The organism is Pseudomonas sp. S2_A10 (assembly GCF_054668465.1).
Genome location: NZ_CP162773.1, coordinates 2,165,256 through 2,189,655, shown reverse-complemented (window position 1 = coordinate 2,189,655; position 24,400 = coordinate 2,165,256). Strand labels below are relative to the sequence as shown.

Sequence of the window (24,400 nt, the reverse complement as noted above, 5' to 3'; positions counted from 1 at the left end):
TTAAGCTGCTTTAAGGCAGGATAGCGCTGTCGTTCAAATCACCAATTTGCCTACATTCCTTAAGCGTCTTCCATAAGAAAACACAGGGGCTTGTCATGAATTTTTCCGCACTACGTCGCACTCTGCTGGTCGGTTCGCTGGGTCTGGCACTGAGCGCCGGCCTGATCGGTCAGGCAGTGGCCGGTGAGCAGTTGCAACAGATCAAGGACAAGGGCGTTCTCAACGTCGGCCTGGAAGGCACTTACCCCCCGTTCAGCTATGTCGACGAGAACGGCAAGCTGTCGGGTTTTGAAGTGGAGCTGTCCGAAGCGCTGGCGCAAAAGCTCGGCGTCAAGGCCAAGATTCAGCCGACCAAATGGGACGGCATCCTCGCCGCACTGGAATCCAAGCGTCTGGATCTGGTGGTCAACCAAGTGACCATTTCCGACGAGCGCAAGAAGAAGTACGACTTCTCCGAACCGTATACCGTCTCTGGCATTCAGGCCCTCGTGCTGAAAAGCAAAGAGTCGGCGCTGAACATCAAGACTGCCGCTGACCTGTCCGGCAAGAAAGTCGGTGTCGGCCTGGGTACCAACTACGAGCAGTGGGTCCGCGCCAACGTGCCGGGTGCTGACGTGCGCACCTACGATGATGATCCGACCAAATTCGCCGACCTCAACAACGGTCGTACCGATGCCATCCTGATCGACCGTCTGGCTGCCCTCGAATACGCCAAGAAAGCCCCGAAAACCGTAGCTGCCGGTGAGGCCTTCTCGCGTCAGGAATCCGGTATCGCCCTGCGCAAAGGCGAGCCTGAACTGCTGGCTGCGGTGAACAAGGCGCTCGACGAACTGCGTGCTGACGGCACTCTTGAGAAACTGTCGAAGAAATACTTCAACGCAGACGTCACTAAATAATGGAAGAGGCTTTCCAACTCGCGCTGGATTCCGCGCCCTTTCTGTTGAAGGGCGCGTACTACACGGTAGTCCTCAGCCTCGGCGGGATGTTCTTCGGTCTGCTGCTGGGCTTCGGCCTCGCGCTGATGCGCCTGTCGCGCTTCAAATCGGTCAGCTGGCTGGCCCGCATCTACGTGTCGTTCTTTCGCGGCACGCCGTTGCTGGTGCAGTTGTTCGTGATCTATTACGGCTTGCCGCAACTGGGCATGGAGCTTGATCCGCTGCCAGCAGCGCTGATCGGTTTCTCGCTGAACATGGCCGCCTACGCCTGTGAAATCCTTCGGGCCGCGATCGGTTCGATCGAACGCGGTCAGTGGGAGGCTGCTGCGAGTATCGGCATGACCCGCGCGCAGACCCTGCGCCGGGCCATCCTGCCGCAAGCGATGCGCACGGCATTACCGCCGCTGGGCAACAGCTTCATTTCGCTGGTCAAGGACACGGCGCTGGCCGCGACCATTCAGGTGCCGGAGCTGTTCCGTCAGGCGCAGCTGATTACCGCCCGGACTTTTGAAGTCTTCACCATGTATCTTGCCGCCGCGCTGATCTACTGGATTCTGGCCACGGTGCTTTCGCACTTGCAGAACAAGTTGGAAGAGCGGGTCAATCGGCACGACCAGGAGTCCTGACGCGATGATTGTCGTGGAAAAACTGACCAAGCAATTCAAGGGACAGGTCGTGCTCAACGGCATCGACCTTGAGGTAAAGGAAGGCGAAGTCGTCGCGATCATCGGTCCCAGTGGTTCGGGGAAAACGACGTTCCTGCGCTGCCTGAATTTCCTCGAAGAACCCACCAGCGGCCGGATCAAGGTCGGCGATATCGAAATCGATACCAGCCGTCCGCTGAACCAGCAGCAAAGTCTGGTGCGCAACCTGCGCCAGCACGTCGGCTTCGTGTTCCAGAACTTCAACCTGTTCCCCCATCGCACCGCTTTGGAAAACGTCATCGAAGGCCCGATCGTGGTCAAGAAGATGCCGCGCGACCAGGCAGTTGCTCTGGGTAAAAAGCTGCTGACCAAAGTGGGGCTTGCCGGCAAGGAGGACGCGTATCCGCGCCGGCTTTCCGGTGGCCAGCAACAGCGCGTGGCAATCGCCCGGGCGCTGGCGATGGAGCCGGAAGTCATTCTGTTCGACGAACCGACCTCCGCCCTCGACCCGGAACTGGTCGGCGAAGTGCTGGCGACCATCCGCGGTCTTGCCGAAGAAAATCGCACCATGGTGATTGTCACCCATGAAATGGGTTTTGCCCGTGACGTGGCCAATCGCGTGGTGTTTTTCGACAAGGGCGTAATTGTTGAACAAGGTGAAGCCAAGGCACTGTTTGCCAACCCGAAAGAAGAACGCACCAAACAGTTTCTCAGCAAGTTTCTGAATCACGCCTGAGAACTTTCTCTGCCACAGCCCTCAACTTCCACGGACGGAAGTTATCCCTCCCCCGGCATTTCATTCTTCTAAATATTTATTACTTGTGCGCGCAGATATACATTGCGCAACGATGACGCACGTTCTCGACTCGTCATATTTCCACACGTTTGCCGGTGAACGAACCCGCACAAAACGCCGCGAAACCGCTGTTTATCTGTAGCTGATTTCGCGCTTACGCCTAGGCTTAGTGCCTCGATGACGTAGGAGCTTTCTGATTAACTTGTAATTTACGCATTAACTAATCCCCTCTATTGACACCCCTCTCCGCAGACTTTTATCTAGTCGGCAACCGGCGCCCATTAGTTCAAACAACCCGCACTAATACCGAGCAAATACTTGTCGCTTTTATTGCCAGTTGATTCGCGCCTTTTTTGTTTTCCAGAAACGGATTTCGCTGCAAGACTTCAAGGAGAGAAACCGATGACCCGCACTTCGCACACACCCGAACTTGCAGCGCCAACGCTGGCATGCGCACAAAAAACCGGCATCAACCTGGCAACGGCAGCTCACCTGCTCATCGACGTGCCGCCCTACTGCGACATGGACGTTGGCGATCTGATCGAACTGTTCTGGGACAAATGCTATGTCGCGTCAAAAGTCCTCAGCGCGGCCGATGTGGGCGAGTCGGTCAGCCTGCGGGTGCCGGAGAGTTTCATCACCAACGGCACCGCGCGCATTCACTACCGCGTGATGCAGGTCGGCCAGGGCGCCGCGCTTTCGGCAACGACGCGGATACAGGTCAAACTCGATTGCCCGGGTGGCCAGCCCGCTGCGCACTGCGAAGATGAAAACCAGCAACTGGCACCGGTGATCATCCCCGAAGCGATTCGCCGCCAGGGCGTCAACCCCAGCCAGATCAAACGCGGCGTGCCGCTGACTATCGAGCCTTATCTGAACATGGCCGAAGACGACGCCATCACATTGCGCTGGGGCGATGTGCGCATGGATCTGGCGGCGCTCACTGCGGCCGACGTCGGGCTGCCGATTCAGGTCTGGGTGCCACCGGCGGTGATTGTCGAAGCGGGCGAAGACCTGCGACTGGACGTGACGTACTGCATCCTCGACCGGGTGGGCAACAATTCGCGATGGGCGCCGCCGCGCACACTGAAAATCGGTTGCGTGAATCCGTACGTGAAAGTCCACCTGAAGCCCGAATTCAAGGCCGCCGAATCACGTACCAAGTGAGACCTGCTCAGGGGTGGGAGGTCAGTTATCTCTCACCTGAACCTCGTTAACCAAGCCGAACATCCACCCTTCTATGCATATTCCTAAAAGTTAGTTCATTTAATTTTTATACACGCTTAGGGTATATGCACCGGACCACCGGACATTCTTTCAATCGCCGCACTTCGCGGCGTTTTTCATGAGATGTGAGGTAGGTATGGTCCGGAACACAATCACCCCAGTGCAGATCGCCAGGGCATTGCGTGCAGCCAGGGAGCGGCACTGATGTCCAGTCTGGCAGATGCGAATCTGCAGTCCGATCTGGACATCGCCCCACTGTTGTTGCCCGCGCAAGTACTGCGCAACGACGCTCAAGCCATCAAGGCCGCCCACGAGCTGGCGCAGGCCGCCCGCGTGCAGGCGGCCAAACGCGACCGTCAGCGCAAGCTGCCATGGTCGGAAATCGAACAGTTCACCCGCAGCGGTCTGGGCAGCATTGCCATCCCGCGCGAATACGGTGGCCCGCAGGTTTCCTTCGTCACATTGGCTGAAGTATTCGCGATCATTTCTGCCGCCGACCCGGCGCTCGGACAGATTCCGCAAAACCAGTTCGGCATCATCCATCTGGTGCTCGGCACCGCTACCCAAGCGCAGAAAAAGCAGCTGTTCCAGAGTGTTCTGGAAGGTTGGCGCATCGGCAATGCCGGCCCGGAACGCGGCACGAAAAACACCTTGGAACTGAAGGCGCGAATCAGTGCAGATGGCGACGACTACGTGATCAACGGCCAGAAGTTCTATTCCACCGGCGCCCTGTTCGCCCACTGGGTCGCGGTGAAAGCGCTCAACGATGACGGCAAGCAAGTGCTGGCCTTCGTCCGTCGCGGCACGCCAGGTTTGCGCATCGTCGATGACTGGTCGGGTTTCGGCCAGCGCACCACCGCCAGCGGCACGATCCTGCTGAACAACGTGCGCGTCGAGTCGAGCCTGGTCATCGACAACTGGAAGATCAACGACAAGCCGAACACCCAAGGGGCAGTGTCGCAGCTGATTCAAGCGGCCATCGACGCCGGCATCGCACGCGGTGCTATCGACGACGCCATCGACTTCGTCAAAACCCGCGCGCGGCCATGGATCGACGCCAAGGTCGAGCGCGCCAGCGATGACCTCTACGTGATCGCCGATATCGGCAAACTGAAAATCGAACTGCACGCCGCCGAAGCGCTGCTGCGCAAGGCCGGGCAAGTGCTCGATGAAGTCCACGCCGCGCCGCTGACTGCCGAATCCGCCGCACGCGCTTCGATCGCCGTGGCTGAAGCAAAAGTACTGACCACCGAGATCTCGCTGCTGGCCAGCGAAAAGCTCTTCGAACTGGCCGGCAGCCGCGCGACCCTCGCCGAATTCAATCTCGACCGCCACTGGCGCAACGCCCGCGTGCACACCCTGCACGACCCGGTGCGCTGGAAATATCACGCAGTCGGCGCCTATCGCCTGAACGGCACTTTGCCGGCTCGCCATTCCTGGATCTGAGACGACCAGTCATCTGGAGAACCCCCTATGACGCTTTCCCATCACGTCGCGCTCATCACCAGCGATGAGCAAGCCCTGATCGTCGCCAGCGACCTGGCCGAAGATTTCAAACGCGACAGCGCGATCCGCGACCGCGAACGCCGCCTGCCATTGGCCGAGCTCGAAGTGTTTTCCCGCTCCGGCCTGTGGGGCATCAGCGTGCCAAAAGAATATGGCGGCGCGGGCGTATCCAACGTCACCCTGGCCAAAGTCATCGCCCTGATTGCGCAGGCCGACGGTTCACTCGGGCAAATTCCGCAGAACCATTTCTACGCACTGGAAGTGCTGCGCGTGAATGGCAGCGATGAACAGAAACAACGTCTGTACGCCGAGGTCCTCGCCGGTCAACGCTTCGGCAATGCGCTGGCGGAACTGGGCACCAAAACCGCTCACGACCGTGTCACCCGTCTCAAACGCGACGGCGCTGGTTATCGCATCAACGGTCGCAAGTTCTACTCGACCGGGGCGATTTACGCGCAGCGCATTCCGACGTCGGTGGTCGATGAAAACGGCGTACAGCAACTGGCCTTCGTCCCGCGCGAGAGCAAGGGCCTGACGGTGATCGACGACTGGAGCGGCTTCGGCCAGCGCACCACTGGCAGTGGCTCGGTGGTGTTCGAAGATGTGTATGTAGCGGCTGAAGATGTGCTGCCGTTTCAGAGCGCTTTCGAGCGCCCGACCACGGTCGGCCCGCTGGCGCAGATTCTCCACGCCGCCATCGACACCGGCATTGCCCGCGCCGCTTTCGAAGATGCCTTGCATTTCGTGCGCAGCAAGACCCGTCCGTGGATCGATTCCGGCAACGACAAGGCCACCGAAGATCCACTCACATTGAAGAGCTTCGGCCACTTGAGCATTCGGTTGCACGCCACCGAAGCCTTGCTCGAACGTGCCGGCGAAATCCTCGATGCCGCGCAAGCCGAAACCAACGCCGAAACCGTCGCCGCCGCATCGATTGCAGTTGCCGAAGCGCGGGCGATCAGTACGGAAATTTCCCTCGCCGCCGGCAGCACCCTGTTCGAACTGGCCGGCAGCCAGGCGACGCTGAGTGAACACGGCCTCGACCGCCACTGGCGCAACGCCCGAGTGCATACCCTGCATGACCCAGTGCGCTGGAAATATCACGCAGTTGGCAATTATTACCTCAACGACGAAAACCCTCCGCTGCGAGGGACGATCTGATGAGCGCTGCGAAAAAGAAAATTCTGCTCAATGCGTTCAACATGAACTGCATCGGCCATATCAATCACGGCCTGTGGACGCATCCGCGCGACACTTCGACCCGCTACAACACGATCGAATACTGGACCGAACTGGCGCAGTTGCTTGAGCGTGGATTGTTCGATGGCTTGTTCATCGCTGACATCGTCGGCGTCTACGACGTCTACCAGAACTCGGTGGACGTCACGCTGAAAGAGTCGATCCAGTTGCCGGTCAACGATCCGCTGCTGCTGGTTTCAGCGATGGCCGCCGTCACCAGAAACCTCGGCTTTGGCCTGACTGCCAATCTCACTTACGAGCCGCCGTATCTGTTCGCCCGACGCATGTCGACGCTCGATCATCTGAGTCGCGGCCGGGTCGGCTGGAACATCGTCACCGGTTACCTGGACAGCGCCGCCAAAGCCATGGGCCTGCGCGAACAGGTCGAACATGACCGCCGCTACGACCAGGCCGAAGAATATCTGCAGGTCTTGTACAAGCTCTGGGAAGGCAGCTGGGAAAACGGCGCGGTGCTCAACGACCGCGAGCAGCGCATCTACGCCAATCCGGAAAAAGTGCACAAGGTCGAGCACAAGGGCGAGTTCTATCAGGTCGAGGGTTATCACCTCTGCGAGCCGTCACCGCAGCGCACGCCGGTATTGTTCCAAGCCGGCAGCTCCGATCGCGGCTTGCTCTTCGCCGGGCGTCACGCCGAATGCGTGTTCATCAGCGGCCAGAACAAACCATCGACCAAAGTGCAGGTCGACAAGGTCCGTGCCAGCGCGGTCGAAGCCGGGCGCAATCCTCAAGACATCAAGGTATTCATGGGCCTCAATGTGATCGTCGGCGCCACCGAAGAAGCGGCGTGGGCCAAGCATGCCGAGTACCTGAGCTACGCCAGCGCCGAGGCCGGCGTGGCGCATTTTTCCGCCTCCACCGGCATCGACTTTGCCCAGTACGAAATCGACGAACCGATCCAGTACGTGAAGAGCAACGCGATTCAGTCGGCGACAAAAAACCTGCAGAACAACGACTGGACCCGGCGCAAATTGCTCGACCAGCACGCCCTCGGTGGTCGTTACATCACCGTGGTCGGCTCGCCCGAGCAGGTAGCGGATGAACTCGAATCGTGGATCGCCGAGACCGGTCTGGACGGCTTCAACCTGACCCGCATCGTCACCCCGGAAAGCTATGTCGATTTCATCGAACTGGTGATTCCCGAGTTGCAGCGGCGCGGCTCGTACAAGACTGCGTATGAGGGCGGGACCTTACGCGAGAAGTTGTTTCACGGTGAGGCGCAGTTGCCTGAGCAACATGCCGGCTCTTCGTACCGACGCTAAAAGCATCGCTGGCAAGCCAGCTCCCACAAGGGTCTGCGGCGCACACAAAACCTGTGGGAGCTGGCTTGCCAGCGATGAGGCCACAACAGGCACCACAAATCTTATGCACTGACTGGAAAACTCATCATGACCAAGAAAACCCTCTCCCACCCAGTCAAAGCACTGGCTCTGGCCTTCGGCCTGTTCAGCTCGGCGGTATTCGCTGCGGATGCGCCGCTGAAAATCGGCACCACCGCCGCTTTTGCCATCCCGCTGGAAGCCGCCGTCGGAGAGGCCGCCAAACAGGGCCTGCAAGTCGAACTGGTGGAATTCACCGACTGGATCGCGCCCAACGTCAGCCTCGCCGCTGGCGACATCGATGTGAATTACTTCCAGCACATCCCGTTCCTGGAAAACGCCAAAGCCGCGTCCGGTTTCGATCTGGTGCCATTCGCTCCTGGGATCATTAACAACGTCGGTCTGTATTCGAAGAAATACAAAAGTTTCGATGAACTGCCCGAAGGCGCCAGCGTCGCCATCGCCAACGACCCGATCAACAGCGGACGCGGTTTGCAATTGCTCGCCAAGGCCGGGTTGATCACCCTGAAACCGGGCGTCGGCTACAAAGCCACCGAGGACGACATCGTCGCCAATCCGAAGAACATCAGGATCCTGCAGGTCGAAGCCGTGCAACTGGTGCGCGCGTATGACGACGCTGATCTGGTCCAGGGTTATCCAGCCTACATCCGTCTGGCGAAGACCTTCGATGCCGGCTCGGCGCTGCTGTTCGACGGTCTCGATCACAAGGAATACGTGATCCAGTTCGTCATCCAGCCGAAGAGCAAAACCGACCCGCGCCTGATCAAGTTCGTCGACATCTATCAGCATTCGCCGGCCGTTCGCGCGGCACTGGACAAGGCCCACGGCAAGCTCTATCAGGCCGGCTGGGAAAGCTGAACATGACCGCAGCGATCCAACGGCGACTGGAGCTTCCAGAGCCACACAATGCTGAAAAAACCGAGCTGCACCCCGAGTTGAATCGCGCCCACGTACGCTTTATTGGCGTGGGCAAAACCTACAACGGCCGGCAAGGACCTGTCGCGGCCTTGCAGGGCATCGACCTGGCGATTCAGCGTGGTGAAGTGTTCGGCATCATCGGCCGCAGCGGCGCCGGCAAGTCGTCGCTGATCCGCACGATCAATCGCCTGGAACAGCCGACTTCAGGACGCGTGCTGATCGATCAGGTCGATATCGGCGAGTTCGATGAAGACCGTCTCGTCGCTCTGCGCCGGCGTATCGGCATGATCTTCCAGCACTTCAATCTGATGTCGGCCAAGACCGTCTGGCAGAACGTCGAGTTGCCACTGAAAGTCGCCGGCGTGCCGAAGGAACAGCGCGACAACAAGGTGCGCGAACTGCTCGAACTCGTCGGCCTGCAAAGCAAGCACAAGGCCTACCCGGCACAACTCTCCGGTGGGCAGAAACAGCGTGTCGGCATCGCCCGTGCGCTGGTGCATGACCCGGACATTCTGCTCTGCGATGAAGCTACATCGGCGCTCGATCCGGAGACCACTCAGTCTATCCTCGGACTGTTGCGCGAGATCAACAAACGCCTCGGCCTGACCATTGTGCTGATCACTCATGAGATGGCGGTGATTCGCGAGATATGCGACCGCGTCGTCGTGCTCGAGCATGGCCATGTGGTCGAGCAAGGCCCGGTGTGGCAAGTGTTCGGCAATCCGCAGCACGAGGTCAGCCAGACCTTGCTCGCGCCGCTGCAACACGCCTTGCCGGAAGAATTGCAAAGCCGTTTGCAGGCGCAATCCACGGCTTCTGATGCAGCGGTGGTGTTGCGTTTGCAGTTCACCGGCAGTGCCGCTGATGAGCCGGATCTGGCTGCATTATTTGCGGCTTTGGGTGGCCAAGTGAAGCTGCTTCAGGGCGGCGTGGAAAGGATTCAGGGACACGCGCTGGGGCAGCTGTTGCTGGCCGTCAGCGGCTCGGCATTCAGCGCTGAGCAATTGCGCGAACGCGCCGGGCAATGGGCGCAACGAGTGGAGGTATTGGGCTATGTGGTTTGATCGCTTGCTGCAGGGTTTTATCGACACCTTCCTGATGGTTGGCGTGTCGTCGTTGATCGCGCTGCTGGCGGGGATTCCCATGGCGGTGATTCTGGTCACCAGTGACAAGGGCGGGATCTATGAGGCGCCGCTGTTGAACCGTGCGCTGGGCGCCTTCGTCAATCTGTTCCGCTCGATCCCGTTCCTGATTCTGATGGTTGCGCTGATTCCGTTTACCCGCCTGATCGTCGGCACCACCTATGGCGTGTGGGCCGCTGTGGTACCGCTGACAATCGCCGCAACGCCCTTCTTCGCGCGGATCGCCGAAGTGAGTCTGCGCGAGGTCGATCATGGTCTGATCGAAGCCGCGCAGGCCATGGGTTGCCGGCGCTGGCATATCGTCTGGCATGTGCTGCTGCCCGAGGCGCTGCCGGGGATCGTCGGGGGGTTCACCATCACGCTGGTGACGATGATCAATTCGTCAGCCATGGCTGGGGCAATTGGTGCTGGTGGGCTGGGGGATATAGCTTACCGCTACGGCTATCAGCGCTTCGACAGCCAGATCATGTTGACGGTGATTGTCTTGCTGGTGGCGTTGGTGGCGGTGATTCAGTTGGGTGGGGATCGGTTGGCTCGGGGGTTGAACAAGCGGTGAAGCAGACTCTTTGCTTCCGATGGCTGGAACGCCAGCGCCCACCATCGGATGCGAACTGGTGGCGCTACTGTGAGTGTTCACCCGACATAACCTGGAGTAATCGAATTTTTTTTCAGAAAAGCCCGGGTATTTCCCTGATCAAGCGTGTTTTCCATGTTTTCTCTTGTCTGAAAAATCAGACTCGTCATGTCTTTCCACTTCACGCTGTTATGAGATTGCCACTCCACATACTCATCAGGCGAAGCCAGACCCGTTTCGACACCCGACATAATCCTTGTCAATACTTGCCACGTTTTGGATTGCATTTGGTGAAACACTGGATACAGATTTCCAAATGAAGCCAGATTATTGATTGAAGGCTTCAGATCAAAGCTGTCGACTCCGGTCAACGTCATATATTTACGTGACTCATCTTTCAGATGGAAGGCAGCAGCCCCATAGGCTGAAGCGCCACCCGCGCTGGCCAGACCGGCAGAGAGTTTCAAAGCCCCATAAACAGGCCTGAAATCCCCATTGAATTTCGGATGATCTAGCGAGCCATACTCTTTTATTATTCTGGAAGGGGAATGAGCATAGTCAAACATGCCCATTTCGAAACCATCCCGGATCTCCGTTGCAAAACCTGGTTTAACCCCTTGATGCCACATATTCATGAGGCCATCACCTTCTAGATCAGGGATGCTTTCCGGATTGATATTGAAAGTCAGTTTCGCCCTGGATATGACATCAACAGCGGCTTCCAGCAATTCATCCGCAGCCACATCGCTCTGGATGCGCGCCAGCTTTTTAATTTTGCCAATGGCAGAACTCTTATCCGTGTCCTTTCTAGCCATGATGCTGGGGAGCAAATGCAATTTGAAATGGGCCCTGCGCGCATGCTCCGCGTCACTTTCGCCGCTCAAAACGCTACTCAAACCTCTGATCGTCCCCTGTTCATCAACGAAAATCAGCGGACTATTTCCTAGCATTGCGTAAAGATTGATTCCATCGATATCTCGGCCAGGATCGGGACTTGTCCAGCGTTGTAACCACGGCGCGTAATAACGATATCCATAATAGTAAAGACCGGTCGCATCCCGCTCTTTGCCTGAGTAGCGAATCGTTTTGTTTTTCACCGCCAATGAATTCTTACCCGCCCAGCACGCCGTGCCACCAAACGGGTAATAGTGCTCCTGAGTCAAAATCCCCGCACCATCATCCAATTCCAGCGTGCTGGAACCAAGATGATCACTGAGGCTGTAACGCAGTTGGTCGCCTTCCACCCCGCTTGGCCAGTGCAGCAGTCGTACCCGATTGCGCCCGGTGTCGACATTGACGACATGTCGCTCGACACCATCGACTTCGCGATGAATCTCGAGCCCCGGCAGATAACGAACTTCTACCGTCAGCGTCTGACCGGACGCTTGGCTGACAGTCGTTTTACGCAACCGATGGCCCGGCTCGTCGTAGCCATAACACTCGTAGTCATCGCTTTCATCCGCACGCTGCACCAACACAACCCGGCTTAACTCATTGCGTACGTTCCAGTACATGGCCTGACCGCGTTGCAACTCCAACTGATTACCCGCCGCATCAAATCCCAGCGCTATCTCCGCTTCCCCGGGCAAGGAACCATCGTCGCGCTGCGCCAGGCTTCGGTTGCTGCGATGGGAGGTGTACATCGAAAAACCCGGCGCACCGCTGTGGTGGCGAGTGATCAGGTTGCCCGCTGCGTCGTAGTCGAATTTCTGCGTGTAGTTGCGCCGTTGATTGGGATCGAGCGGCGTTGGCAGCAGCTCCGGCAAGGCCGGGCCATGACTGGGCTGGCTGACTTCCCAGCCGCTGGCCTCGACCAGTTGATAAAGGCTGTCGTAGCGATACCGACTGACCGGATCGATGCGCTGATTGTTGAGCCAGGACACGGCTTGAGTCTTGTCTTCCAGGCTGATGATGTTGCCCACCGGATCGTAGACGTAATTCAGATCCTGCAACGGAGGATGCGTGCCGACACTGGCGAGCAGTCTCAGCAACCGGCCGTCATCGCGGCTGTATTCGGCGCGGGCGATGACGCCGTTGCCGGCCGTTTCGCTTTCGATCTGACCCTGCGCGTTGTAGCGAATCGCGCTGACCAGGCACTTCGGCTGCCTGCCCTCGCCGGCCTGCAACAGCCAGGTCGCGCAAGCTTGCCCGGCGATGTTGTAATGCTGGGTCCGGAGGTTTCCAACCGCGTCGGTGTGATGCTGCAACTCGCCGGTTGGAGTGAAAGTCTGCCGGGTGACGTAGGTTGTTTCCTCGAGATAGTCATCCCGCCGGTCGGGTTCGAGCGGCCAGTCAGGCGTCTCGAGCTCGATCAAAAAACGTCGCGACTCCACCACCACTGCGCCAGCGAGGCCGTAGCCATCGAAATGCCGATTGCCGGCCGGGTCGTCGTGGCGGATCGGTCGACCGCACTGGTTGTGCAGCGCACGATCATCGGTGGCTTTTGCATAGATCCAGCGCTCGACCACGCGAGGCTGCCCGTCGTGCGCCTGCTCGGTGAGGGCTAGCGGTCGCAGCAGATCATCGTATTGGCGGTGACTCTGACTGCCCCGGGCATCCCAGCCAGAACACATCGAGCCCGCTTCATTCAACAGCCGCACCTGCCAACCGGCGTCGACGCTGTCTGCGAGTAAGTCTTGACCGCTCAATGCGTAGAGTGTGGCCAGATTCGGCTTGGGCGCAACGCCGTACAAACGCGGATCCCACGACGCTACCTGACGCCCCGCCTCATCAAAGATCTGCCGGGTGATGCGCGATTCGATGTCGGCTTTATCCGGGTGTCGGCAATAGGCAACGCTGCGAACCACCAGTGCGCGCGGGTCAATTACCGACAAGGTCGGAGTGGTGGTGTCATGACGAGTGCCCATTTGGAGTGAGTCCTTGGCATCTTTGATACCAAGACTGTGCTTATTCTGGTCGAGCCGCTACTGTAAAAACTAACAGGTCAACCTCTTTTAATGACTCAACCGCCAGGATTCAGGAAAACCATTTTTTGAAAAATCCCTGTTTGTGGGGCTTTTCGTAATAAGCGATGAAGTTGGCGATGGATCGGACGGACGATCCTTCTTCAGGCCTTCTGTAAAGCAATTCGTCGTGTGTTCCAACCACGCCGATTCCCGCCGAATGACCACCATCAAGATTCACCGACCATCCACCAGCACCGTTTATCCCCTCGAGCCTGGCCATTACCCTGGACCATTCGGGCATCGTATAGCCAGTCGCTGTGTCGCTGCGCCCGGTACTGCCGCCCCATGCCAAACGCGTACGCTGCCCGTTATCTGTTCCGCCGGGCAAACTGATGCCGGAGCGGATGTTAGGTGAACCTGCATGACCCAGTTTGCCCGGCTGATTGTTCTTCGGGTCAAAGAGAAATTTGGTGAGATCCAAATGGCTTTCCGGGAAGACCGCTTCCCCACCTTGCGAAAGCACAGGCCCGGATTCAATCCTCGATCCATCTCTCATTCGAACTGTCACGAAATGCTTTCGATAGTCTGAAGGCACCGGGGCGTAAATCTGACTTTTACCGCCGATCTTGCTTGGGCCAATCGGCGCAAACGGCGAAACGTTACTGCTAGCCTGATTCCGCATATTGAAGAAACCGCCGTTGATATAGGCAACGGCACCCGCGTTCGGGATAGCTGCTTGCGCCTTGATATCTTCTCCCGACGCCGTGTTCAGACGAAAACCAGTCTCGGCGCCCGCTACTTTGCTTCGCAATGTCGAATCAATCGACAAGTAGGCAAGGCTTCTATTGCCTACGATCAGACGAGTCAAATTCATTCCCATCCGATTGAACAATTCATTACCGCCGACAATATCGACTGCCACAATTCCCCGGGCCACTGTGCGTACCCAGACACCGTCTCTTGACGCCACTATTCCCGCATAAGCTCTGCGCCAACGATCCTGCGCATCGCTGCCCTTCAGACCGTCGGAATCGACAGCGCTTGTCGGATTGTTTGCGACCATTGCGTACAGATTCAACCCGTCCCCTTGCGGATCCGCACTTATCCATCGCTGTAGCCAAGGCGCGTAATATCGGTAGCCGTAGTAATAAAGTCCCGTAGCGTCTCGCTCCTTGCCAGAATATCGGACGGTTTTGTATGTCGCCGCCTGCGCATTTCTGCCAGCCCAGCAGGCTGTTCCTCCAAAGGGATAATACTGCTCCAGTGTCAGAACACAGCCTTCATCATCCAGCTCCACAGTAGAGGAGCCAATGAGATCGTCATAGCCGAAACGCAGTTGATCCGGGTTTCTGGCGCAAGGCCAGTGCAATAGTTTTATCGAAGCTCGACCGACTCCGGTTTCGATCACTTGATACTCTTCACCTCCGGCACGTCGGTGCAATTGGAGACCGGGAAGATAGCGAACCTCGCTATCCAGAATTCGAACCGCAGTCTGTCGGATAAACACTTTGCGCGAACGATGTCCGGAAATGTCATAACTAAAGCATTCGTAATCGTCGACCTCTGCCTCGCGTTGAACCAGCACTACGCGACTCAGCTCATTGCGCACGTTCCACGTCATGGCCTGTCCGCGCTGCAGCTCAAGCTGATTACCCGCCGCATCAAATCCCTGCGCTATCTCCGCTTCCCCGGGCAAGGAACCATCGTCGCGCTGCATCAAGCTTCGGTTGCTGCGATGGGAGGTGTACATCGCAAAACCCGGCGCACCGCTGTGGTGGCGAGTGATCAGGTTGCCCGCTGCGTCGTAGTCGAATTTCTGCGTGTAGTTGCGCCGTTGATTAGGATCCAGCGGCGTTGGGAGCAGCTCCGGCAAGGCCGGGCCATGACTGGGCTGGCTGACTTCCCAGCCGCTGGCCTCGACCAGTTGATAAAGGCTGTCGTAGCGATACCGACTGACCGGATCGATGCGCTGACTGTTGAACCAGGACACGACTTGAGTCTTGTCTTCCAGGCTGATGATGTTGCCCACCGGATCGTAGACGTAATTCAGATCCTGCAACGGAGGGTGCGTGCCGACACTGGCGAGCAGTCTGAGCAACCGGCCGTCATCGCGGCTGTATTCGGCGCGGGCGATCACGCCGTTGCCGGCCGTTTCGCTTTCGATCTGACCCTGCGCGTTGTAGCGAATCGCGCTGACCAGGCACTTCGGCTGCCTGCCCTCGCCGGCCTGCAACAGCCTGGTCGCGCAAGCTTGCCCGGCGATGTTGTAATGCTGGGTCCGGAGGTTGCCTACCGCGTCGGTGTGATGCTGCAACTCGCCGGTTGGAGTGAAAGTCTGCCGGGTGACGTAGGTTGTTTCCTCGAGATAGTCATCCCGCCGGTCGGGTTCGAGTGGCCAGTCAGGCGTCTCGAGCTCGATCAAAAAGCGTCGCGACTCAACCATCACTGCGCCAGCGAGGCCGTAGCCATCGAAATGCCGATTGCCGGCCGGGTCGTCGTGGCGGATTGGTCGACCGCACTGGTTGTGCTGTGCGTGATCATCGGTGGCTTTTGCATAGGTCCAGCGCTCGACCACGTGAGGCTGCCCGTCGTGCGCCTGCTCGGTGAGGGCTAGCGGTCGCTGCAGATCATCGTATCGGCGGTGACTCTGACTGCCCCGGGCATCCCAACCAGAACACATCGAGCCCGCTTCATTCAACAGCCGCACCTGCCAACCGGCGTCGACGCTGTCTGCGAGTAAGTCTTGACCGCTCAATGCGTAGAGTGTGGCCAGATTCGGCTTGGGCGCAACGCCGTACAAACGCGGATCCCACGACGCTACCTGACGCCCCGCCTCATCAAAGATCTGCCGGGTGATGCGCGATTCGATGTCGGCTTTATCCGGGTGTCGGCAATAGGCAACGCTGCGAACCACCAGTGCGCGCGGGTCAATGACCGACAAGGTCGGAGTGGTGGTGTCATGGCGGGTATTCACGGCTACGCGAGTCCCTGATGTCTATACGCCGAGACTGAACCAGTTTTCTCCATCCCGATACTGTAAGAACTACCAGTTGCATTCAGGTTTGCGCACCCATGCGGTCATTCAGACAGGCTGGCGCGAGGACTGAATAAGCGCTAAGGTCGATGGCGGCAGGTGGCCATCAATCAGGCCCTTGTGATCGCGATATCTTAGGCAACGCCCTTCGCAAAAATCAGATGCTTCCTACACCACTTTTGTCGTTTCGCCAGCCCGAACCACGGGGGTTTGCAGGACGATTCCTAGAATATTTTGCCCGCTTGTACCCGAAATATCCTGTAGCTAATCTCCGGTCGTCACTGTTTTGCGGTGACTGGATTCAGTTGTCCGGCCGGCGACTGATCCGCGTGCAGCCGCCGTCCTGCTCGTTTAGTCGCGAAATGGTTGGCTCCCACTTGAAGTCAGGAGTTTACCCATGGAAAAAAATCTTGCCGATCCGCCACTCAGCCTTACCTCAAGCAAGCGGTTCACCGAGGATTTGCTCAAGGATCGCTCTGCACTGTGCCGCGCCGTCGACTCGCATCTGGCCGGCAATCAGGTCACGTTGGCGGGACAGAAACGCGTTTACAGCATCAGCGAAGATGTGACGCTGGAGGACGCCCAACTGTATGTTGCCGATCTGCTGCGCTGCGCTTCGGTGACCGTCCATCAATGCGGTGACCAGCTCGGGGGCGCGGATCGGGCCATGGTGTTTTCGGTCTGGCATCTGCTGGAAATGGCCAAGGCGATGATGGACCGCTCGATCGATTGTCTGGGAGCGAAGCAGCACTGAAGCCTGGCACCCATTGCCGCCTGCACTGGCCCCAGCGCAGGCGGCGTTTTTTTGCCGGTGAAAAGGCTTATAGTCCGCCCTCACACCGCCAATACAGCATCGAACATGAAGCAAACGCCCAGCGACCTCGAACAGATCACCGCCACCACCCTTGGTCACTACAACTCGGTGGCCGAGGATTTCCGTGAAGGCACTCGCGACCACGATGTCAGCCAGAATATCGAGGCCTTGCTGCGCCACATTCACGGTGAAGCACCCTTCACGATTCTCGATTTCGGCTGCGGGCCGGGGCGGGATTTGCAAACCTTCACGCGCATGGGCCACGTCGCGATCGGCCTTGATGGCTCACAGGAATTCGCGCGCATGGCCCGCGAAGACAGCGGCTGCGAAGTCTGGCAGCAGGACTTTCTCAAGCTTGATCTGCCGGCCGAGCGCTTCGACGGCATTTTCGCCAACGCCGTGCTGTTTCATGTGCCGCTGCAGGTGTTGCCGCAAGTGCTACGGCAACTGCACGGCACCTTGAAACCGGGTGGAGTGCTGTTCAGTTCCAATCCGCGTGGCGACAACCAAGAGGGCTGGAACGGGCCGCGCTACGGCTCGTATCACGATCTCGAGGCCTGGCGCGGGTTGCTGACGGCGGCGGGGTTTGTCGAGCTGGAGCATTATTACCGGCCTGCGGGCTTGCCGCGCGAACAGCAGCCGTGGCTGGCGAGCGTGTGGCGTCGAGTTGATTGAAGATCAAAAGATCGCAGCCTTCGGCAGCTCCTACGTTGGAATGCGTTTCCCTGTAGGCGCTGCCGAAGGCTGCGATCTTTTGCTTTTGCTTCAGGAAGATTCTTTTTCAGGCTCGCGAATCTTGTACCAGGCCACATACAGCGCCGGCAGGAACAGCAGCGTCAGCAGCGTCGCCACGACAATCCCGCCGATCATTGCGTAGGCCATCGGTCCCCAGAAAACTTCGCGGGCGATCGGGATCATGCCCATGCTCGCTGCCGCTGCGGTCAGCAGGATCGGTCGGCGCCGGTGTTCGGTGGCTTCGACCACCGCGTCCCACGGCGCATAGCCTTTCTGCTCGAACTCATCGATCTGCGTCACCAGAATCACCGAGTTGCGGATGATGATGCCGATCAGCGCGAGAATCCCCAGGATCGCCACGAAGCCCATCGGCGTGCCGGTCGGCACCAGCGCCAGGACCACGCCTATCAACCCCAGCGGCGCCACACTGGCGACCAGGAACATCTTCTGCACGCTGTGCAACTGAATCATCAGGAACGTCGCCATGAGGAACAGCATCAGCGGCAACACCTTGGCAATCGGCCCTTGGGCCTTGCCGCTTTCCTCGACCGTGCCGCCGGTGGCGACCTTGTAGCCGACCGGCAGTTTCGAGGCAAAAGCATCGATCGACGGCTTGAGCAGTTTCACCAGATCGGTCGGCTGAATCTCGTCGCGCACCGAGGCCTTGATGGTAATGGTCGGCAAGCGGTCGCGACGCCAGACCAGCGGTTGTTCCAGTTCATAGCGCACGGTGGCGAACGCCAGCAGCGGAATCGAGGTGCCGCTCGGCGTGACGATCTGCAGGTTCTGCAGGGTTTCCGGGGTACCGCGCTCGGAATCCACGGCGCGACCGACCACGTTGATCAGGTAGATATCGTCATCGACCTGGGTCAACGGTGAGCCGCTGACAATGCTGTTCATCAGGTTGGCCACATCTTCTGACGACAGTCCCAGTTGCCGCGCCTTGTCTTGGGCGATGTCGATGCGCAGGACTTTGCCGGGCTCGTTCCAGTCGTAAATGATCTCGCCGATGTGCGGGTTCTTGTCCAGTTCGGTGGCCAGATCGATGGCGTGTTTGCGCACCTGATCGACGTCTTTGCCGCTGACTCGATACTGAATCGGACGCCCCACCGGCGGGCCCATTTCCAGAGCCTGCACGTAGCTGCCGATGCCGACGAAGTCTTTGTGCAGGCGCTCACGCAAGCGCTGGCTGAGTGCCTCGCGGGCTTCGAAATCCTTGCTGACGATCACCAGTTGCGCGTAGTACGGGTTCTGCAACTGTTGGTCCAGCGGCAGGTAGAAACGGATCGCCCCCTGACCGATGTAAGTGCTCCAGCGCACGATGTCCGGGTCGCCCTTGAGCGTTGCTTCGAGCTTGTCCACCGCCTTGCGGGTTTCGTCGATCGAGGCGTTTTGCGGCAGGTTCAGGTCGACCAGAATTTCCGGGCGGTCGGAAGCGGGGAAGAACTGGTTCTGCACGAAACGCATGCAGAACACCGCCAGCACGAACAGCAGCACGGTGACGCCGATCGCCCACCAGCGATTGCGCATGGCCCACAACAGACCACCGTTGAACGCCCGGCCGACGCGACCCGGCTCGGCATCGTGGGCCTTCACCTTGTCGCTGAGGATGTGTACGCCGATCACTGGTGCGAAGAACACCGCCACCACCCACGAGACGATCATCGCCACGGCAATCACCGCGAACAGCGTGAACGTATATTCACCCGCCGAACTGGCGTTGAGGCCGATGGGCACAAAACCGGCGACGGTCACCAGCGTACCGGTGAGCATCGGGAATGCCGTCGAGGTGTAGGCGAACGTCGCCGCCTGCTCCTTGCTCTCGCCCATTTCCAGGCGCGTAACCATCATTTCCACGGTGATCATCGCGTCGTCCACCAGCAGACCGAGGGCAATGATCAGCGCGCCGAGGGAAATCCGCTGCATGGTGATGCCGCTGTATTCCATGAACACGAAGACCATGGCCAGCACCAGCGGAATCGAGCAGGCCACCACCAGACCGGCGCGCACGCCGAGGCTGATGAAGCTCACCACCAGCACGATGATGACCGCTTCGAACAGCGCGCTGGTGAAACCGCCGACGGCCTCTTCCACCACCACCGCCTGATCGGAAACGGTGTGCACGCCGACGCCGACCGGCAAATCTGCGGTGAGCTGGTCGATGCGTTCATGCAGCGCTTTACCGAACTCCTGAACGTTGCCGCCCTTCTGCATGGCAATCGCCAGGCCGATCGCCGGTTTGCCGTCGAAGCGGAATTCCGGTGTCGCCGGGTCGACGTAGCCACGGCTGATCTCGGCGATGTCGGCCAGACGATAGAAGCGATCGTTGAGCTTGAGATTGACCTCGGCCAGATCTTTCTCCGACTCGAACTGGCCCGAGGTGCGCACGGAGATCCGCTCTGGCCCCGCCTCGATCACCCCGGCCGGAGTCACCGCGTTCTGCGATTGCAGGCTCTGCACCACCTGGCGCTGGTCGATACCTAACGCGGCAAGTTTGCGCGTGGAGAAATTCAGGTAAATCGTTTCGTCCTGTTGGCCGACCATTTCGATCTTGCCCAGCCCCGGCACGTTGCGGATTTCTGCGCGCGCCTGTTCCACGTAATCGCGCAACTGGCGCATGGTCAGGCCGTCGGCGGTGAAGGCGTAGACCGAGCCGTACACGTCACCGAACTCATCGTTGAACCCCGGCCCCTGAATGCCCTGGGGAAACTGGCCGCGAATATCGTCGATCTTCTTGCGCACCTGGTACCAGATTTGCGGAATGTCCTCAGCGCTGGTGGTGTCGCGCAGGTACACGTACACCGTCGATTCGCCGGGGCGGGTGTAGCTTTTCACGTAATCGAGGGAATCGAGCTCTTCGAGTTTTTTTTCGATGCGGTCGGTGACCTGCTTGAGGGTTTCTTCCTGGGTCGCGCCCGGCCATTTGGTCTGGATCACCATGGTCTTGATGGTGAATGACGGGTCTTCTTCGCGGCCGAGATTGAAGTAGGAGAACACCCCCATCAGCAGCCCGACGAACATCAGGTACCAGACGAATGACTGGTGCTTCAAGGCCCATTCGGAGAGGTTGAAAGAGCCTTTCATTGACTGTCCTCGTCAAGTTTTACCGATTGTCCGGGTTTGAGACTGTTGACGCCGGCGCTGACCACGCGCTCGCCGTTTTGCACGCCACCGGCCAGCACCACGCTGTTGTCGCCACGGCTGACCACGCTGACGTCGCGCGGGTTGACGGTTTTGTTCTGCGTGTCGATGACCCAGATCCGGGTTTTACCGTCGGCTTCCTGCAACGCCGTCACCGGCAGTTCGATGCGCGGCTTGATCGCCGAGCTGAGGGTCACGCTGATCGCGGTGCCGAGGCGGAAACCGTCCGGCGTATCCGATAGAGTCAGGCGCGCGCGGCGGGTGCGCGTGGCGCTTTGCGCCTGGGGTTCGATCTCGCGGATGATCGCCGTGGTGTTGATGCTCGGGTCGAGTTGCGCGGCCACCGAGAACACCACGTCGCTGGGCAACTGATCGACCAGCGTATCAGGCAGGTCGATCACCGCTTCCTTGATGTCCGGTTGTGCCAGCGTCACCACTTGTTGCCCAGCGGTCACCACTTGCCCGGCTTCGGCGTTCCACGCGGTGACCACGGCTTTGTGATCGGAGCGCAGCTCGGTGTAGCTCAGTTGATCCTTGCTCTGGCTGACCGCCGCCCGTGCCTGATCGAGCGAGGCCTGAGTGGTTTTCAGATCGGTGTTGGCGACGTCCAGTTGCGCCTGCGCACCGACGCCGCGATCAAACAGCGCTTGCTGACGACGTGCGTTGGCCTGGGCGTTGATCAACTGCGCCTGGATCCTCGCCAGATCGCCTTGAGCCGAGCGCAACTGGTTTTGCTGATCGGACGGATCAAGGGTGGCGAGCAGGGTGCCCTTCTGCACCTCGGCGCCGACATCGACGTTGCGGCTGGCGATGCGTCCACCGACGCGGAAACCGGTGTTGCTCTCGTAACGCGCCTGAATGCTGCCGGCAAAGCGTCCGAGGCTTTCTTCGTTGAGCGCTTTGACCGTGACCGAGAGCACCGGACGTACCGGTTCCGGCGGGGTTTCCTTTTCCGAGCAGGCGCCCAGCAGCAGCGCCATGCACAACAGTCCGAGGCGCTTCATGGCTGCGCTCCCGGTTGCAGATCCTTGTAGGTGTTTTCGGCAATCTCGACTTTCATGCCGGGGTGCAGCAACTGGCCGCCGGCGACAATGACTTTCTCGCCGCCCTTGAGGCCTTCGCTGATGATCACTTTGCCGGTCAGGTAGCGACCGACCGTGACCGTGTGCAACTGCGCTTCACCCTTGTCATCGACCAGCCATACCGCCGGGTCGCTGACGTTTTTTGTCAGCGCCGACCAGGGCAGTTCCACCGCCGATTTGCCGGTGCCTTTTGCGGTGGCGCTGACCACAGAACCGAGTTGCATGCCCGGCGGCAGCTTGTCGAGGCTGACCTTGACCTGCACGGTGCCCGATTGCGCCGACACCGACGGCGTGATTTCACGCACGGTGCCGGTGGTCTTGATCTCGGGATTGTCGAGCAGGCTGACCACGATCGAGCGATCGGACGGACGCTCGGCCAGCAGCGATTCGTAGACATTGAATACCGCGTCGCGGTCGCCATCGCGGGCGAGGCTGAAAATCGGCGCGGTGGCCTGCACCACCTGGCCGACTTCGGCCTGGCGCTCGGTGATCACCCCGGGTGCATCGGCGATCAGCGCGGTGTAGCTGAGCTGGTCCTTGGCGTTCGCCAGTTGCGCCTGCGCCGCGCTCAATGCGCTCTGACTGCTGCGCAGCGCGGCTTGTGCCGAATCGTATTCGCTCTGGCTGGTGTAGCCCTTGGGCAGGAGTTTTTGCTGACGCACGAAAGCGGCCGCCGTTTGCTTAACGCGGGCCTGTTCGGCGACGACCTGGGCCTGAGCGGAATCGACGTTGGTCTGCAGATCCTTCGGATCGAGTTTGGCCAGCACCTGTTTGGCCGTGACGCGGTCGCCGACATCGACCATGCGCTGGATGATCTTGCCGCCGACGCGGAATGACAGCTGGGTCTGCACCCGCGCCTGCACATCACCGGTGAGGGTCACCGCTGCGGCGTAGTTGGCCGGTTCGACCTCTTGCACAAAGACCCGTGGCAAGTATTCCTCAGCAGGCTTCTTGTCGCCGCAAGCGGTGAGCAACGCCATGGCGCTCACGGCCATCAGCACTTTCAATCCGGGACCCGCCATGCACACTCCTTGGCCTTAAATGCTGCTGTCGAGACGATACGACTTCAGAGCTTAGAACAGGGTTCCACGGTTGCGGACGCCAACACCAGATTTATCTCATTAAAGGTATGCTCCCCGCGTATCGCAGTGACCCGGAGAAGGATTTCATGCTCAACACCCTGGCCGTGGCCAATTACCGCTCGATCAACAAACTGGTGATTCCGCTCGGGCGCCTGAACCTGATTACCGGGCCAAACGGCAGCGGCAAGTCCAACCTCTACCGCGCCTTGCGCCTGCTGGCGGAAACCGCCCAGGGCGGTGTGGTCAATGCACTGGCGCGTGAGGGCGGGCTGGAATCGACGTTCTGGGCCGGGCCGGAAACCATCAGCCGACGCATGCGCAACGGTGAAGTGGCGATCGAGCCGACGGTGCGCCAAGGCGTGAAAAGGTTGCGCTTGGGATTCGCCGGCGAGGATTTCAGTTACGCCATCGGCCTGGGCCTGCCGGAGCCGAGCACTTCATGCTTTTCCCTCGACCCGGAAATCAAGCGTGAGTGCATCTGGGCCGGCCCGGTGTTTCGCCCGGCGAGCCTGCTGGTCGACCGCAACGGCCCGATGATCCGCGCCCGTGAAGGTCGCGCCTGGGATGTGCTGGCGCAACACACGCCGAACTTCGACAGCCTGTTCGATCAGGTCGGCAATCTGCGCAGCTCGCCGGAAGTGTTTCAGATGCGCGAATTCATCCGGCGCTGGCGCTTTTATGATCACTTTCGCAGCGATGCCGACGCGCCGGTGCGTCAGCCGCAACTGGGCACGCGCACGCCCGTCCTGCACCACGATGGCCGTGATCTGGCGGCGGCCTTGCAGACAATTATCGAGATTGGCGATCCGCAAGCACTGAGCGCGGCGATCAGCGATGCGTTTCCCGGCGCGCGGCTGAATATCGCACTGTTGGCCGGTGGGCGTTTCGCTATCGAGTTTTATCAGGAAGGCTTGTTGCGACCGCTGTCAGCGGCAGAACTGTCGGACGGCACTTTGCGTTATCTGCTGCTGATCGCCGCCCTGCTGACCCCACGACCGCCATCGCTGATGGTGCTCAACGAACCGGAAACCAGCCTGCACCCGGACCTGCTGCCGGCGCTGGCGCGGCTGATCATTCGCGCTTCGGAGCAGTGTCAGGTGTGGGTGGTGTCACATGCGCGACGATTGATCTCGGCGTTGCAGGAAGACCCGGAATGCAATTGCATCGTGCTGGAGAAGACGCTGGGCCAGACCGGGATTGTCGGGCAGCGGGTGCTGGATGAGCCGGCGTGGCAGTGGCCGGATTGAGGGTGCCAGCGAAAAGCCCC

General features: G+C 59.5%; 18 protein-coding genes. 13 read left to right on the top strand and 5 right to left on the bottom strand.

All coding sequences use genetic code 11. The annotated features are described in order from the left end of the window. Positions 1-95: 95 nt before the first annotated feature. From tcyJ to AB4N41_RS09950, 10 genes are all read left to right on the top strand, one after another. Positions 96-896, top strand: coding sequence for a cystine ABC transporter substrate-binding protein (gene tcyJ, locus AB4N41_RS09995; RefSeq protein ID WP_016772199.1), 801 nt, complete (start codon positions 96-98; stop codon positions 894-896). After that, positions 896-1,561, top strand: coding sequence for a cystine ABC transporter permease (gene tcyL, locus AB4N41_RS09990; protein ID WP_016772200.1), 666 nt, complete (start codon positions 896-898; stop codon positions 1,559-1,561). The genes tcyJ and tcyL overlap by 1 nt, the downstream gene beginning before the upstream one ends. Before the next feature lie 4 nt (positions 1,562-1,565). Further along, entirely contained in the window at positions 1,566-2,315 is a 750-nt protein-coding gene (gene tcyN / locus AB4N41_RS09985) for an L-cystine ABC transporter ATP-binding protein TcyN (protein WP_076565047.1), read from the top strand. A 462-nt stretch (positions 2,316-2,777) separates the two neighbouring features. Next, a complete protein-coding gene (locus tag AB4N41_RS09980; RefSeq protein WP_252877239.1) occupies positions 2,778-3,542 on the top strand; it encodes a hypothetical protein in 765 nt (254 codons plus the stop codon). Between the two features lie 264 nt (positions 3,543-3,806). Next, the gene (locus AB4N41_RS09975; RefSeq protein WP_252877238.1) at positions 3,807-5,048 is read left to right on the top strand and encodes an SfnB family sulfur acquisition oxidoreductase; all 1,242 of its coding nucleotides are present in this window, start codon (positions 3,807-3,809) and stop codon (positions 5,046-5,048) included. Between the two features lie 27 nt (positions 5,049-5,075). Then, positions 5,076-6,269: an SfnB family sulfur acquisition oxidoreductase gene (locus tag AB4N41_RS09970; RefSeq protein ID WP_252877237.1), complete on the top strand. Its 1,194-nt coding sequence runs from the start codon at positions 5,076-5,078 to the stop codon at positions 6,267-6,269. Beyond that, positions 6,269-7,627 carry an LLM class flavin-dependent oxidoreductase gene (locus AB4N41_RS09965; RefSeq protein WP_252877236.1) on the top strand — a complete coding sequence of 453 codons (1,359 nt, stop codon included), beginning with the start codon at positions 6,269-6,271 and terminating at the stop codon, positions 7,625-7,627. The genes AB4N41_RS09970 and AB4N41_RS09965 overlap by 1 nt, the downstream gene beginning before the upstream one ends. Positions 7,628-7,753: 126 nt before the next feature. Continuing rightward, on the top strand, positions 7,754-8,563 hold the full coding sequence (locus tag AB4N41_RS09960) for a MetQ/NlpA family ABC transporter substrate-binding protein (protein ID WP_252877235.1): 810 nt from the start codon (positions 7,754-7,756) through the stop codon (positions 8,561-8,563). Positions 8,564-8,565: 2 nt separating this feature from the next. Further along, positions 8,566-9,687, top strand: coding sequence for a methionine ABC transporter ATP-binding protein (locus AB4N41_RS09955; protein WP_252877234.1), 1,122 nt, complete (start codon positions 8,566-8,568; stop codon positions 9,685-9,687). After that, positions 9,677-10,321, top strand: a complete 645-nt coding sequence (locus AB4N41_RS09950) for a methionine ABC transporter permease (RefSeq protein ID WP_016772208.1) — start codon at positions 9,677-9,679, stop codon at positions 10,319-10,321. The genes AB4N41_RS09955 and AB4N41_RS09950 overlap by 11 nt, the downstream gene beginning before the upstream one ends. Before the next feature lie 77 nt (positions 10,322-10,398). Here AB4N41_RS09950 and AB4N41_RS09945 read toward each other — a convergent pair whose 3' ends face one another. After that, positions 10,399-13,206 carry an RHS repeat domain-containing protein gene (locus tag AB4N41_RS09945; RefSeq protein ID WP_252877233.1) on the bottom strand — a complete coding sequence of 936 codons (2,808 nt, stop codon included), beginning with the start codon at positions 13,204-13,206 and terminating at the stop codon, positions 10,399-10,401. Between the two features lie 109 nt (positions 13,207-13,315). Beyond that, entirely contained in the window at positions 13,316-16,219 is a 2,904-nt protein-coding gene (locus tag AB4N41_RS09940; protein WP_252877232.1) for an RHS repeat-associated core domain-containing protein, read from the bottom strand. A 457-nt stretch (positions 16,220-16,676) separates the two neighbouring features. Between AB4N41_RS09940 and AB4N41_RS09935 the strand changes: the two genes are divergently transcribed. Continuing rightward, complete coding sequence (locus AB4N41_RS09935; RefSeq protein ID WP_041477463.1) at positions 16,677-17,033, top strand: DUF6124 family protein; 357 nt, start codon at positions 16,677-16,679, stop codon at positions 17,031-17,033. Positions 17,034-17,138: 105 nt separating this feature from the next. Further along, positions 17,139-17,768, top strand: a complete 630-nt coding sequence (locus AB4N41_RS09930) for a class I SAM-dependent methyltransferase (protein WP_056787053.1) — start codon at positions 17,139-17,141, stop codon at positions 17,766-17,768. Positions 17,769-17,858: 90 nt separating this feature from the next. On the opposite strand, the gene AB4N41_RS09925 is transcribed toward AB4N41_RS09930, so the two are convergent. The 3 genes from AB4N41_RS09925 to AB4N41_RS09915 are packed head-to-tail and all read right to left on the bottom strand — an operon-like array spanning position 17,859 to position 23,073. Further along, the gene (locus tag AB4N41_RS09925; protein WP_056787048.1) at positions 17,859-20,912 is read right to left on the bottom strand and encodes an efflux RND transporter permease subunit; all 3,054 of its coding nucleotides are present in this window, start codon (positions 20,910-20,912) and stop codon (positions 17,859-17,861) included. Next, positions 20,909-21,973: an efflux RND transporter periplasmic adaptor subunit gene (locus AB4N41_RS09920; RefSeq protein WP_041477460.1), complete on the bottom strand. Its 1,065-nt coding sequence runs from the start codon at positions 21,971-21,973 to the stop codon at positions 20,909-20,911. The genes AB4N41_RS09925 and AB4N41_RS09920 overlap by 4 nt, the downstream gene beginning before the upstream one ends. Then, a complete protein-coding gene (locus AB4N41_RS09915; protein ID WP_252877231.1) occupies positions 21,970-23,073 on the bottom strand; it encodes an efflux RND transporter periplasmic adaptor subunit in 1,104 nt (367 codons plus the stop codon). The genes AB4N41_RS09920 and AB4N41_RS09915 overlap by 4 nt, the downstream gene beginning before the upstream one ends. A 146-nt stretch (positions 23,074-23,219) precedes the next feature. Here AB4N41_RS09915 and AB4N41_RS09910 point away from each other — a divergent pair, with 146 nt between their 5' ends. Beyond that, entirely contained in the window at positions 23,220-24,380 is a 1,161-nt protein-coding gene (locus AB4N41_RS09910) for an AAA family ATPase (protein WP_056787044.1), read from the top strand. The last annotated feature ends 20 nt before the right edge of the window (positions 24,381-24,400 follow it).

Coding starts and splice junctions, on each gene's coding strand:
- tcyJ (WP_016772199.1), top strand. CDS start 96: ATGAATTTTTCCGCACTACGTCGCACTCTGCTGGTCGGTTCGCTGGGT.
- tcyL (WP_016772200.1), top strand. CDS start 896: ATGGAAGAGGCTTTCCAACTCGCGCTGGATTCCGCGCCCTTTCTGTTG.
- tcyN (WP_076565047.1), top strand. CDS start 1,566: ATGATTGTCGTGGAAAAACTGACCAAGCAATTCAAGGGACAGGTCGTG.
- AB4N41_RS09980 (WP_252877239.1), top strand. CDS start 2,778: ATGACCCGCACTTCGCACACACCCGAACTTGCAGCGCCAACGCTGGCA.
- AB4N41_RS09975 (WP_252877238.1), top strand. CDS start 3,807: ATGTCCAGTCTGGCAGATGCGAATCTGCAGTCCGATCTGGACATCGCC.
- AB4N41_RS09970 (WP_252877237.1), top strand. CDS start 5,076: ATGACGCTTTCCCATCACGTCGCGCTCATCACCAGCGATGAGCAAGCC.
- AB4N41_RS09965 (WP_252877236.1), top strand. CDS start 6,269: ATGAGCGCTGCGAAAAAGAAAATTCTGCTCAATGCGTTCAACATGAAC.
- AB4N41_RS09960 (WP_252877235.1), top strand. CDS start 7,754: ATGACCAAGAAAACCCTCTCCCACCCAGTCAAAGCACTGGCTCTGGCC.
- AB4N41_RS09955 (WP_252877234.1), top strand. CDS start 8,566: ATGACCGCAGCGATCCAACGGCGACTGGAGCTTCCAGAGCCACACAAT.
- AB4N41_RS09950 (WP_016772208.1), top strand. CDS start 9,677: ATGTGGTTTGATCGCTTGCTGCAGGGTTTTATCGACACCTTCCTGATG.
- AB4N41_RS09945 (WP_252877233.1), bottom strand. CDS start 13,206: ATGGGCACTCGTCATGACACCACCACTCCGACCTTGTCGGTAATTGAC.
- AB4N41_RS09935 (WP_041477463.1), top strand. CDS start 16,677: ATGGAAAAAAATCTTGCCGATCCGCCACTCAGCCTTACCTCAAGCAAG.
- AB4N41_RS09930 (WP_056787053.1), top strand. CDS start 17,139: ATGAAGCAAACGCCCAGCGACCTCGAACAGATCACCGCCACCACCCTT.
- AB4N41_RS09925 (WP_056787048.1), bottom strand. CDS start 20,912: ATGAAAGGCTCTTTCAACCTCTCCGAATGGGCCTTGAAGCACCAGTCA.
- AB4N41_RS09920 (WP_041477460.1), bottom strand. CDS start 21,973: ATGAAGCGCCTCGGACTGTTGTGCATGGCGCTGCTGCTGGGCGCCTGC.
- AB4N41_RS09915 (WP_252877231.1), bottom strand. CDS start 23,073: ATGGCGGGTCCCGGATTGAAAGTGCTGATGGCCGTGAGCGCCATGGCG.
- AB4N41_RS09910 (WP_056787044.1), top strand. CDS start 23,220: ATGCTCAACACCCTGGCCGTGGCCAATTACCGCTCGATCAACAAACTG.